Origin of the sequence: Micromonospora sp. CA-248089 (genome assembly GCF_050948515.1) — a bacterium.
Classification (GTDB): Bacteria; Actinomycetota; Actinomycetes; order Mycobacteriales; family Micromonosporaceae; genus Micromonospora.
The window spans coordinates 4,373,589-4,385,883 of sequence record NZ_CP192016.1; the positions used below are offsets into that span (position 1 = coordinate 4,373,589).

11 protein-coding genes are annotated in these 12,295 nt (G+C 73.3%); 4 read left to right on the top strand and 7 right to left on the bottom strand.

The features are described 5' to 3' along the window. Positions 1–8 precede the first annotated feature (8 nt). Entirely contained in the window at positions 9–1,841 is a 1,833-nt protein-coding gene (locus ACQP26_RS20420; protein WP_433493732.1) for a thiamine pyrophosphate-requiring protein, read from the top strand. A 4-nt stretch (positions 1,842–1,845) separates the two neighbouring features. Here ACQP26_RS20420 and ACQP26_RS20425 read toward each other — a convergent pair whose 3' ends face one another. Then, entirely contained in the window at positions 1,846–2,406 is a 561-nt protein-coding gene (locus tag ACQP26_RS20425; RefSeq protein WP_433493733.1) for a dihydrofolate reductase family protein, read from the bottom strand. A gap of 121 nt (positions 2,407–2,527) precedes the next feature. Between ACQP26_RS20425 and ACQP26_RS20430 the strand changes: the two genes are divergently transcribed. Then, positions 2,528–3,220: a thymidylate kinase gene (locus ACQP26_RS20430; protein ID WP_433493734.1), complete on the top strand. Its 693-nt coding sequence runs from the start codon at positions 2,528–2,530 to the stop codon at positions 3,218–3,220. A 14-nt stretch (positions 3,221–3,234) separates the two neighbouring features. On the opposite strand, the gene ACQP26_RS20435 is transcribed toward ACQP26_RS20430, so the two are convergent. From ACQP26_RS20435 to ACQP26_RS20450, 4 genes are all read right to left on the bottom strand, one after another. Beyond that, a complete protein-coding gene (locus tag ACQP26_RS20435) occupies positions 3,235–5,436 on the bottom strand; it encodes a transglycosylase domain-containing protein (protein ID WP_433493735.1) in 2,202 nt (733 codons plus the stop codon). Positions 5,437–5,527: 91 nt separating this feature from the next. Then, on the bottom strand, positions 5,528–6,331 hold the full coding sequence (locus ACQP26_RS20440; protein WP_043329731.1) for a hypothetical protein: 804 nt from the start codon (positions 6,329–6,331) through the stop codon (positions 5,528–5,530). A gap of 128 nt (positions 6,332–6,459) precedes the next feature. After that, on the bottom strand, positions 6,460–7,566 hold the full coding sequence (locus ACQP26_RS20445) for an SPFH domain-containing protein (protein ID WP_269705131.1): 1,107 nt from the start codon (positions 7,564–7,566) through the stop codon (positions 6,460–6,462). A gap of 5 nt (positions 7,567–7,571) precedes the next feature. After that, positions 7,572–8,045, bottom strand: coding sequence for an NfeD family protein (locus tag ACQP26_RS20450; protein WP_269705129.1), 474 nt, complete (start codon positions 8,043–8,045; stop codon positions 7,572–7,574). Positions 8,046–8,173: 128 nt separating this feature from the next. Here ACQP26_RS20450 and ACQP26_RS20455 point away from each other — a divergent pair, with 128 nt between their 5' ends. Next, positions 8,174–9,484 carry a serine hydrolase domain-containing protein gene (locus tag ACQP26_RS20455; protein ID WP_433496171.1) on the top strand — a complete coding sequence of 437 codons (1,311 nt, stop codon included), beginning with the start codon at positions 8,174–8,176 and terminating at the stop codon, positions 9,482–9,484. A gap of 236 nt (positions 9,485–9,720) precedes the next feature. On the opposite strand, the gene ACQP26_RS20460 is transcribed toward ACQP26_RS20455, so the two are convergent. After that, a complete protein-coding gene (locus ACQP26_RS20460) occupies positions 9,721–10,533 on the bottom strand; it encodes a DUF3097 domain-containing protein (protein WP_269705128.1) in 813 nt (270 codons plus the stop codon). A gap of 161 nt (positions 10,534–10,694) precedes the next feature. Between ACQP26_RS20460 and ACQP26_RS20465 the strand changes: the two genes are divergently transcribed. Next, on the top strand, positions 10,695–11,489 hold the full coding sequence (locus ACQP26_RS20465) for a hypothetical protein (RefSeq protein WP_433493736.1): 795 nt from the start codon (positions 10,695–10,697) through the stop codon (positions 11,487–11,489). 22 nt (positions 11,490–11,511) lie between these two features. Here ACQP26_RS20465 and ACQP26_RS20470 read toward each other — a convergent pair whose 3' ends face one another. After that, on the bottom strand, positions 11,512–12,291 hold the full coding sequence (locus ACQP26_RS20470) for an HAD-IIA family hydrolase (RefSeq protein WP_091048117.1): 780 nt from the start codon (positions 12,289–12,291) through the stop codon (positions 11,512–11,514). Positions 12,292–12,295 lie beyond the last annotated feature (4 nt).

The window sequence follows — 12,295 nt, forward strand, 5'->3', positions numbered from 1 at the left end:
GAACCAGGATGGGCGCGGATCACGACGGCAACCTCCCCCGCGACGCCACAGTCGCCGACTACCTGGTGGCCCGGCTCGCCGAATGGGGCGTGCACCGCTACTACGGCTACCCCGGCGACGGGATCAACGGCATGACGTCGGCGTTGCAACGCGCCGAGGGACGGGCCCGGTTCATCCAGGTCCGGCACGAGGAGACGGCCGGGTTCGCGGCAGGCGCGCACGTCAAGTACGGCGGCGGCCCGCTCGGCTGCGTGGTGGTGACCAGCGGGCCGGGCGCGATCCACGCCCTCAACGGCCTCTACGACGCCAAGCTCGACCACCAGCCGGTGGTGGCGCTGCTCGGGCACACCGCGCTGCCCGCCGAGGGCGGCGGCTACTACCAGGAGGTGGACCTCCTCTCGCTCTACAAGGACGTGGCCTCGGCCTTCCTGGCCCAGCTCGACGACCCGTCCCAGGCCCGGCACCTGGTCGACCGGGCCTGCCGCACGGCGCTGGCCCGGCGTACCGTGACGGCCCTGGTTCTCCCCTCCGACGTGCAGGACCTGCCCGCGGTGCCGCACCCGCCGCACGCCCACGGCTACTACCACACCAGCGCGGTGCCGAGCAGCGAGCCGACGGCGCCGCCGGAGGCCGACGTGCGCCGCGCCGCCGAGGTGCTGCGCGGCGGCGAGCGGGTGGCGATGCTGGTCGGGCAGGGCGCGCTGGGCGCCGAGGAGGAGGTACGCCGCATCGCCGACCGGCTCGGCGCCGGGGTCGCCACCGCGCTGCTCGGCTTCACCGCCGTCGACCACCGCCAGCCGTGGGTCACGGGCGCGATCGGCCTGCTCGGCAGTCGCCCGAGCTGGCAGCTCATGCGCGAGTGCGACAGGCTGCTGATCGTCGGCAGCCTGATGCCGTACTCGGAGTTCTACCCGCCGGAGGGCCAGGCCCGGGCGGTGCAGATCGACATCGACGGCAGCCGGATGGGGCTGCGCTACCCGACCGAGGTGAACCTGACCGGCGACGCCGGGCCGACGCTGCGCGCCCTGCTCCGGGAGCTGGGCCCGGGGCCGGGCCCGACCGCCTGGCGGGCCACCCTCGCCGACGCCACCGGCAAGTGGCGGGCCTCGCAACGCGAGGTCGCCGCCCAGCCCGCCGACCCGGTCAACCCGCAGTCGCTGTTCACCACGCTCGACGACGCGCTGCCGGACGACGCCATGCTCGCCGTCGACTGCGGCACCGCCACCGCCTGGTACGCCCGGCACGTACGGGTGCGCCCCGGCATGTTGGCCAGCCTCTCCGGCACGCTGCTGTCCATGGGCGGCGGGATGCCGTACGCGCTGGCGGCGAAGTTCGCCCACCCGGACCGCCCGGTGATCGCGCTGCTCGGCGACGGCGCGATGCAGATGAACGGCGTCAACGAGCTGATCACGGTGGCGAAGTACTGGCGGGAGTGGGCCGACCCCCGGTTCGTCGTGCTGGTGCTCAACAACCGGGACCTCGCGTTTGTCAGCTGGGAGCAGCGCTCCGGCGAGGGCACACCGATGTTCCCGGACAGCCAGGACCTGCCGGACGTGGCATACCACAGGTGGGCGGAGGTGCTGGGCCTCGGCGGTGAGCTGGTCGACTCCCCTGCCCGGGTGGACGGCCTGTGGCAGCGGGTGCTCGACGCGGACCGGCCGGTCGTGGTCAACGCGGTGGTGGACCCGGCCGAGCTGATGCTGCCGCCGCACTTCACCGTCGAGCAGGCCCGCAAGACCGCCGCCGCCGTGCTGCGGGGGGACAGCGACCGGGCCGGCATCGTGCGCCGCGGCGTACCGGCCGCGCTCGCCACGTACCGGCCCCGCCGCCGGGGCCGCTGAGGCGTCAGGCCCGCGCGTAGCGCAGCAGCACCGACCGCCCGTCGAACGGGCGGGTCTCGACCAGACGCAGGCTCTGCCGGGCCAGACCGGGCAACACCTGCCGCCCGCCGCCGAGCACCACCGGGTGCACGATCACCTCGAAGGTGTCGACGAGCCCGAGCGCGGCCAGCGCCGTCGCCGCGCCGGTGCCGCCGGTGACCAGCAGGTCGCCGGGGAACCGCTCGCGGACCTCGGCGAACTCCTTCGCCAGGTCGCCGCCGCCGACCACCAGGGCGCCGTGGGAAGCCTCGGCGAGCGTCCGGGAGACCACGATCTTCGGGGTACGCCGCCAGACCGGCGCGAACGCCAGGTCGTGCGGGTGGTCGGAGATCGACTCGACCTGCGGCCAGTAGGAGGACATCATCTCCCACACCCGCCGCCCGTAGACGAAGGCGTCGGCCCGCTCGGCCAGCCCGATCGAGTACGCGGACAGCTCCTCCCCCATCTCCGGCCAGTCGAACTCCCCGTTCGGCCCTTCGATGAAGCCGTCGACAGACGTGTGCACCCCGTAGATGACGTTGCCCATGATGTGTTCCTCCGCGTTGCGGCGCGTCCCGGCCGGGCGCGCTCGCCGGTGGGTCGGAGCCGCCGGACCGGATCCGACACGTCATGTGCATGGTTGTCCGGGTGCGTTAGCGTCCGGGGCTGTGGGCCGCCCGGTGATGATCGCGTTGGTCGGCGTCGACGGCTCCGGCAAGACCACCCAGGCGAAGGCGCTGGCCGAACGGCTGCGCCGACGCGGTGTCCGGGCGCGGTACTTCGAGAACGCCGGTGGGCGGCCACTGTGGAACCGGCTGGCCCGGGCGCTCGGCCGGGCGGACGGGGTGGCGCTGTTCGGCCGTACCGTCTATCCGGCGCTGGAGGCGACGGTGCGCGCGCTGGCCATGGCCCGGACCGTCGCGGTGGCCCGCCTGACCGGACGGGTGGCGGTGCTGGACCGGTGGACCTGGTGCCAGGACGTGATCATGGCGGCCCGGGGCGACCGGGGACGGCGGGTGGTGCGCGCCGCGTACTCGGTCTTCCCGCGCCCGGCTGTGGTGTGCTTCCTGGCCACCTCCCCCGAGGTGGCGCAGCGGCGGGTGGCCGCCCGGGGCATCGACACCGAGGAACTGGCGCACCTGCGCGCGCTGGACGCCGCGTACCGGGCGGTGCCGGAGTTCGGCTCGTTCGTCCCGCTCGACGGCGACGGCACCCCGGACGAGGTGGCCGCCGCCCTCGACGCGGTCGTGCGCGGCGTCGAGCCCTCCGTGCGGCGCGGCGTCGTGCGGCGCGGTGTCGTGCGGCGCGGTGTCGTGCGGCGCGGTGTTAAGAAGGGGCCCTTCCTCTACCGGAGGCGTTAATAAGGGGCCCTTCCTTACCCGCGGTCGCGCAGCCAGCGCAGCACGTCGGAGGGCAGCTCGCGGTCCTCGCGCTGCTCGCGGCGGTCCGGCTCGGTCCGCCGGGGCGGCTGCGGCCGCTGCGGGTCGCCGACCAGTGCCCGGCTGGGCGCGGTGAAGGCGGCCACCGGCTTGCCGGTGAGCGCCGTCTTGATGGTCCGGGCCACCGCGTCGATCACCTTCGCCTGCACGGCGGAGCCGACCAGGTCGGTGACGTCGTCCGGGTTGGCGGCGATGCCGGCCACGGCGATCTGCGGGGTGTAGCCGACGAACGTCTCGGTGGCGTTCCGCTCCGAGCTGCCGGTCTTGCCGGCCACCGGGCGGCCGACGATCGAGTCGACGGCGGTGGCGGTGCCGCCGTTGCACTGCCCGAACGCGGACTGCTGGCCGACCGGGCACCGGGCCGCGTCGGTGGCGGCGCGGGCCACGTCCGGTTCGAGCACCCGCTTGCAGGACGGCTGCGCCACGTCGACGGGGTCGCCGTCGGGCGCGGTCACCGAGACCACCGGCAGCGGCGTGCAGTACGTGCCCTCGGCGGCCACCGTGGCGTACGCGTTGGCCAGGTCCAGCGGGGTCGTGGCGGCCACGCCGAGCGTGAACGCGCCCCAGTTGGCGGCGTTGTCGCGGGCGAACGCGGCGTCGGAGTCGGCGCGGAAGGTGATGCCGAGGCGCTGGGCCATCTCCACCACCTTGTCCTCGCCGACCTGCTCGGCCAGCCAGACGAAGTACGTGTTGACGGAACGGCCGAAGCCGTCCCACATCATCCGGTAGCCGTCCATCCACTGCGGGTTGGCGTTCGCCGGGCACCACGTGCCGTCGCAGTTGCCCTCGTCGTCCGAGGCGTACCGGGTGGGCAGCCGGCTCGGCGCGTCGAAGCCGGTGGACAGCGGCTTGCCGGCCTCAAGCGCGGCCAGCATGGTGAACATCTTGAACGTCGAGCCGGCCTGGTAGCCGTCGACGCTGGCGCCGCCGGAGATCAGCGGGTTGACCGTGTTCGGGTGGTTGGCCTGCCCGTCCGGGTTGTCGTCCAGGCTGTAGTGCCGGTTCACCGCCATGGCGAGCACCCGGCCGGTGCCCGGCTCGACCGCCGCGATCGGCAGCGCCCGCTTGTTGCCGTACCCGTAGACCTTGGTGGCCTGCTCCTGCGCGGTCTCCTGGATCTTCGGGTCGAGCGTGGTGACGACCCGGTAGCCGCCGCGGCGCAGCGCCTGCTCCCGCTCCTCGGGGGTGCTGCCGAACGCCGGCTGGGTGAGCCACCAGCGGCGCAGGTAGTCGCAGAAGAAGCCCCAGTCGTCGTGGCCCTGGGCGGTGGCGGTGCAGCCGTTGGGCTGGGCGGTCGGGCGCAGCGTCAGCGCCTCGGCCTTCGCCGCGGCGGCCTGCTGCGCGGTGACCGCGCCGGTCTCGGCCATCGCGTCGAGCACGTACCCCCGGCGGGTCAGCGCCTGGTCCTTGTCGCCGTCGATCGGGCTGTACGCGTCGGGCGACTGGACCAGGCCGGCGAGCAGCGCCGCCTCGCCCAGCGTCAGGTCGGCCGGGGCCTTGCCGAAGTAGCGCTGGCCGGCGGCGGCGACGCCGTACGCGCCGGAGCCGAAGTACGCGATGTTCAGGTAGCGGTTGAGGATCTCGTCCTTGGACAGCGACTGCTCCAGCGCGTTCGCGTACCGGATCTCCTGGAGCTTGCGCCCGACGGTCTGCTCGGTGGCGGCCTGCCGCTCCTCCGGGGTGCGGTTCGGGTCGGTCTTGAGCACGTTGCGGACGTACTGCATGGTCAGCGTGGAGCCGCCCTGCTCGGTGCCGCCGCCCTTGACGTTCGCCACCAGCGCGCGGGCGATGCCGCGCAGGTCCGCGCCGCCGTGCGAGTAGAACCGCCGGTCCTCGGCCGCGATGATCGCCTGCCGCATCACCGGGGCGATCTCGGCCAGCGGCACGTCGGTGCGGTTCACGTCGTAGAACGTGGTGATCAGCGTGGTGCCGTCGTTGGCGTAGAGGTAGGAGCGCTGCGGCTGCACGGGGGTGCGCAGCGCGTCGGGCAGGTCCGCGTACGCGCCGAGCGCGGCCCGGGCGGCGAACCCGCCGAGGAGGCCGCCGGGAAGCGCGGCGAGCGCGAGGACGAGCCCGGCGAGCAGGCCGGCCAGCAGCACGGTGAACAGCCGCGACAGCGGCGACCTGGGAGACGGCATGGTCTCCAGGGTTGCCACGAAAGCCGCCTACCGGCCACCTCGCCAGGCAACTGTCAGTTACTTCACGGCAACCGCCCAGCTGAAGAACCGGTCAACCGGCGCCGAGTGGGCCCTTCGGTGACGCGGGCGGCACCGGAGCGGCGGCGACGCTGGCGGCAGCCGCGTCCCGGGCGATCGTCTCGGGCACCAGGCGGCCGCTGCGGTAGCCGATGCCGATGCCGGCGACCAGCACGAAGATCGCGCCGAACGTCTGCAGGGAGCCGATCAGCGCGCCACCCAGGCCGAGCAGCGGTGCGGCGATCATCAGCATGGTCCCGTCACCGTAGGAGAACATCCCGGACCGGGCGACCGACCAGCCGGTGAGGAACCAGCCCACGCTGTAGAGGGTGGCGCCGAACAGCACGATGCCGCGCGCGGTCACGCCGAACACCGGCGTCTGCTCGGCCAGCCCGGCGAACGGCAGCATAAGCACCATCCCGCCGATGCTCGCCAGCAGCCCGGCCAGCGCGACGCGGCGGCAGCGGGTGGCGGCGAGCAGGCCGGTGAGCGCGAGCAGGGCGAGCAGCCCCAGCCACACCGAGGCGACCCAGCCGACCAGGTAGAGCGGCCGGCCGTCGGCCGGGTACGGGTCGTTGCCCACGCCGCCGTCGCTGGCCATCGCCACCAGGCCGTAGAGGACCGCGTACGCCGGGAGCAGCCAGACCGCCGCGCGGGCGAACCGCCGGATCGACCAGGCCCAGGTCGCGTCGGTGGCCGGGGCGCCCGGGCCGGGTTCGGAAACGAACGGCAGGACCCCGAAACCCCCTCCGGTACGCCGGGAACCGATCGGCCCGGCGGGGTCGTGCGCGCCGGGGACCGGGGTACGGGAGAACAGCCGGTTCGCCGGGTCCTTCATGCCTCACCTCGTTCGCACCACGGGCGGCCCGGGACGCGCAACGGCGCTCCGGCCCTGCTCACCACCCGTCCTGAAACCGATGGTGGCAGTCGCCGGAGCGCCGTATGAGGGATTCTCGGATTTGCCGGTCAGCCCCGCTCGCGCTGGTCCGCCGGGTCGTTCACCAGGCTCGCCGGTGACACCGGCTCCGGCGCGGGCAGACCCTGCGGGGTGTTGCCGCCGGTGGCCTGCGCCTCGGCCACGCGTACCTCGTCGTGGATCTCCTGGGCGGCGATGGCCGCGGCCTCGGCGGCCTCGGCGGCCTCCCGCTCGACCTCGCCGGCGCTCTTGGCGGCCTCCGGCGACGGCTGGTCGCCGACCATGTTGGCCAGGCCGCCCAGCGCGCCGCCCATGCCCTCCAGGGCCTTGGTCAGCTCGGTCGGGACGATCCAGACCTTGTTTGCCGTGCCGTTGGCGATCTGCGGCAGCGCCTGGAGGTACTGGTAGGCCAGCACCTTCTGGCTCGGGTTGGCGGTGTGGATCGCGTCGAAGACGGTACGGATCGCCTTGGCCTGGCCCTCCGCCTGCAGGATCCGGGCCTGCCGGTCACCGTCGGCGCGCAGCACCGCGGCCTGCTTCTCACCCTCGGCGGTGAGGATCTGCGACTGCTTGTGCCCCTCGGCGTTGAGGATCGCGGCACGGCGGTCCCGCTCGGCGCGCATCTGCTTCTCCATCGAGTCGCGGATGCTCGGCGGCGGCTCGATCGCCTTGATCTCGACCCGGGTCACCTTGATGCCCCAGCGGCCGGTGGTCTCGTCCAGTACGCCGGACAGGTGCCTGTTGATCTCCTCGCGGCTGGTCAGCGCGCGCTCCAGGTCGAGCGAGCCGATCACGTTACGCAGCGTGGTGACGGTGAGCTGCTCGATGGCCTGGAGGAAGTTGGAGATCTCGTAGGTGGCGCGAACCGAGTCGACCACCTTGAAGTAGAGGACCGTGTCGATCGAGACGACCAGGTTGTCGGAGGTGATCACCGGCTGGGGCGGGAAGCTGACCACCTGCTCGCGCATGTCGACCTTGGTGCGCACCGCGTCGACGAACGGCACCAGCAGGTTCAGGCCGGGGTTCAGCGTGCGCTTGTACCGGCCGAGTCGCTCCACCACGTCCTGACGCTGCTGCGGCACGATCCGCACCGCCTTGAACAGCGTCACCACACCGATCAACGCCACCGCGATCATCAGGATCGCCAGAAACTCCATACCGTTCACCTTTTCGCTTCGGGCAGCTCGCCCGGGGTGGAAATGTCGTCCTGCCATACCAGGGCGGTAGCGCCCCGGACCTTTATCACCTGCACCCGCTCACCCTCGGCGTACGTGCGCGTCGCGTCGTACGAGCGGGCCGTCCACAGCTCACCATCGATCTTGATCATGCCCCGGTCGGCGTCGACCGGCTCCAGGACCACAGCCGTGGCCCCTTCCAGCGCCTCGACCCCGAACGGTTGCTCACCGGTCTCCAGCGCCGGTCGGGCGTGCCGCCGGACCACCGGACGGACCACCGCCACCGACAGCGCCGACACCACCGCGAAGACCACCGCCTGGAGCGCCACCGGCGCACCGAGCGCCGCGGCGCCGGCGGCGGCGAACGCCCCGACCCCGAACATGATCAGGAAGAGCGTCGTCGTGAAGATCTCGGCGACCGCTAATACCACACCCAGAACGATCCAGAACACGGCGTCCACGAGAACAATCCTGACACGTCAACGCACGTGTCATCGAACTGTCATGATCGCTAGGCTCGGCACGGCGGATCTCGATGCCGGTGCTGATCGCGCCGATTACCGCGCCCACCGCCGACGAGGAGGACGACATGTCCCTGCTGCCCGAAACCGCGCGCCAGGTGGACCTGCTGGTCGCCCGGGCCCAGGCCGAAGGGCGAGGCCCCTCGCTCGCTCTCGGCGTGGTCCGCGACGGCCGGCTGGCGCACCTGGCGGTCGCCGGTGAGACACCCCGCCCGGACGGCGACCTCCAGTACCGGGTCGGCTCGATCACCAAGACCATGACCGCGGTGCTGGTGATGCAGCAGCGCGACGCCGGACGGCTGGCGCTCGACGACCCGCTGGACGCCCACCTGCCCGGCACTCCGGTCGGCGCGCTGACCGTGCGCCAACTGCTCGGCCACGTCGCCGGCCTGCAACGCGAGCCGGACGGCGACTGGTGGGAGCGGGCCGGGGGCATGGACCTGGACACGCTGCTGGCCGGGCTCACGCCGGACAAGATCGCCTATCCGCCGCACTTCGTCTACCACTACTCGAACCTGGCGTACGGGCTGCTCGGCGCCGTGCTGGAACGGATCACCGGCACGCCCTGGGCGGACCTGCTGACCGAGCGGCTGCTGGCACCGCTGGGCATGCGCCGCACCACGTACCACCCGGCCGAGCCGTACGCCCACGGCTACGTCGTCCACCCCTGGCACGAGACGCTGCGGGAGGAGCCGCGTACCGACACCGGCGCGATGGCTCCGGCCGGGCAGCTCTGGTCGACTGTCGAGGACCTGGGCCGCTGGGCCGCGTTCCTGGCCGACCCGGACCCGGCACTGCTCTCCCCCGCCACGCTCACCGAGATGTGCGCGCCCCTGGTGATAAACGACCTGGACTCGTGGACCGGCGGGCACGGCCTCGGCATCGAGCTCTACCGGGTCGGCGACCGGGTGTACGTCGGGCACGGCGGCTCCATGCCCGGGTACGTGGCCGGCCTGGCCGTGCACCGGCCCACCCGCACCGCAGTGGTCAACTTCGCCAACGCGTACGGGCTGCGCGGCCACCACATCGGCGCGCTCGGCCGCGAGGCGCTCACGCTGGTGCTGGACGCCGAACCGGCCGCGCCCACCCCCTGGCGCCCGGCCGGCCCGCCCGCCGCCGACGTGGCCGCGCTGACCGGCCGCTGGTGGTGGATGGGCGGCGAGTACGAGTTCCGCGTCGACGCCTCCGGTGACCTGGTCGGCGGTCAGGTGGGCAGGCCGCAGCTGCGCTTCACCCCGGAGGGCCCGGACCGGTGGCGTGGCCGCTCCGGCTCCCAGGACGGCGAGATCCTCACCGTGATCCGCGACGACTCCGGCACCCCGGTAGCCCTCGACATAGCCACCTTCGTCCTGACCCGCTCCCCCGACGACCTCCCCTGACCCCGCTCTCGCCCCCACCCCCGCCGATCTTGCACTTGTGGCCCTCATTTCGCCCCGCTATGCCCGATCCCCAGGGACCACAACTCCATGATCGACGCACACCCGCACCGCTCACCCCGGTGATCAAGGAGTTTGTGTCGGCGTTGATCTCCAGCACGCCCGCAAACTCCTTGATCACCCTGGCGGAGGGACGACCGGGTCCGGGCACGGTCGCCCCCGGCCCCCACCGCAACCGGTCAGGCCGGCTCGGTGACGAAGTCGATCAGGCGCTCCATGGCGTTGATCAGCGGGGTCTCCACGTCGGCGAAGCTGTCCACCCGGGACAGGATGTGCCGCCACATGTCGGCCGGCTCGGCCACCCCGAGCGCCGCGCAGACGCCCTCCTTCCAGGGCTGCCCGGGAGGCACCACCGGCCAGGCCGCGATGCCCAGCGCCGCCGGGCGCACCGCCTGCCACACGTCGACGTACGGGTGCCCGGTCACCAGCACGTGCGGCGAGTTGACCCCTGCGACGATGCGGCTCTCCTTCGAGCCGGGCACGAGGTGGTCGACGAGCACGCCGAGGCGGCGGGACGGGCCGGGCGCGAACGCGCGTACCTCGTCGGCGAGCGCGTCGATGCCGTCCAGCGGTTCCACCACCACGCCCTCGATGCGCAGGTCGTCGCCCCAGATCCGCTCGACCAGCGCGGCGTCGTGCACGCCCTCGACCCAGATCCGGCTGGCCTTGGCGACCTGCGCCCGTACGCCGTCCACCGCGATGGAGCCGGACGCGGTACGGCGTCGCGCGGCGGGCACCGGGGCGCGGGCGGGCCGGCGCAGCGTGACCGGCTTGCCGTCGAGCAGGAACGCGGCGGGCAGCATCGGGAAGTTGCGCCGCCGCCCGTGGCGGTCCTCCAGCACGACCGCGCCGGAGTCGAAGCCGACCACAGCGCCGCAGAACCCGGAGTCGGCGTCCTCGACCACCAGATCGGGTTCGGCGTCGACCTCGGGAGTCACCTTCCGTCGTCGCCAGTCGCCGGCCAGCACGTCCCCGTCGTATCGCCCCGCCATGCCGCAGACGCTAACCAGCGCCCCGGCGTGTCGCTCGGCGACGCGCCGACCGGGCCACCATCCGTCGGCACGAACCGGTGCGAAGGGGGTAGTTGGGGCCAGGTCGCGCCGCCGGAGCGGCAGCCGAGACAGCAGCGGCGCGGAGCACGTACCCTTTCGGCATGTCCTCCCCCGCAGCGGGCGCGGCCACACTGGCTCCGCGCCGGTCGAGCCGGTTCGTCGCCTGGGTGCGTGCCTGGCGAGCCGGCCTGGTGCCCTTCGACGAGGTGGCCGACGCCGTCGCCGGCGACGAGGAGCACCTCGTCGCCGACGCCCCCGGCACCTGGACCGACGTGTCGCTGCGGGAGGCGCTGCCCAGCCTCGCCAAGCACTCGCCCGACGACATCCGCCTGGTGCTGCCCGCGCCCGGCGACCCGCGCGGCCTGCCCGGCCCGGGCGCGTTCGCCGGGGCGGCACTGGTGGCCGGCGAGGCCGTGGTGGCGAGCGGGATGGGGCTGGTGCCCGAGGTCCGTACCCACACCTCCGGCTCGGGGATGACCTGGGAGACGGTGCTCTGGCGGGTCCACCCGCTGCCGGTGGACGCGCCGAAGGCGTCGCTCGCCACACCCGGCGCGGCGGAGGCCGAGGCGGAACTCGCCGCCGTGCTCGCCGAGACGACCGCCACGCTGACCCGGCTCGACGTCGCACAGTGGCGGCCGGAACTCGCCGGCGCGCTCGCCGCGCTGCGCCGCCCGGACGGCGCCACCGACCTGCCGCCCGGCTTCGACCCGCGCGCCCGCCGCCTGTTCGCCCGTGCCGCCGTACTCGATCGGGTGCTCGCGCTGGCCGGGGAGAGCGCGCCCGGCGGCGCGGTGAACACCTACGAGGCGCAGCAGCGCGACGCGGCGCTGCGGCCGCTGACCACCGCCTGCCGGCAGGCCCTGGTGGCCGCCTGCAACGCGCCGCTGCGGCTCTAGCGCCGCGGCCGCGGACCCCGGCTCAGACCTCGTCGATCAGGTCGGCCACCGAGTCGACGATCCGCGACGGACGGTACGGGTACCGCTCGGCCTCGGTCCGGCTGCTGATGCCGGTGAGCACCAGGATCGTCTCCAGTCCGGCCTCCAGGCCACACAGGATGTCGGTGTCCATCCGGTCGCCGATCATCGCGGTCGACTCGGAGTGCGCGTCGATGGTGTTCAGCGCCGAGCGCATCATCATCGGGTTGGGCTTGCCGACGAAGTACGGGTCGACCCCGGTCGCCTTCGAGATCATCGCCGCCACCGAACCGGCAGCGGGCAGCGCGCCCTCCATCGACGGGCCGGTGGCGTCCGGGTTGGTGCAGATGAACCGGGCGCCGTCGTTGATCAGCCGGATCGCCTTCGTTATCGCCTCGAAGCTGTAGGTGCGCGTCTCCCCCAGCACCACGTAGTCCGGGGCGAAGTCGCTGAGGACGTACCCCACCGCGTGCAGCGCCGTGGTCAGGCCGGCCTCACCGATGACGTACGCGGTGCCGCCCGGCCGCTGGTCGGCCAGGAACTGGGCGGTGGCCAGCGCGGACGACCAGATCGCCTCCTCCGGCACGTCCAGCCCCATCCGGGCCAGCCGGGCCTGCAGGTCGCGGGGCGTGTAGATCGAGTTGTTCGTCAGCACCAGGAACGGCTTGCCGGAGGCACGCAGCTTCTTGACGAACTCCGGGGCGCCGGGCACCGGCTGCCCCTCGTGCACCAGCACGCCGTCCATGTCGGTGAGCCAGCTCTGCACCGGCTTGCGGTCAAGCATCGTG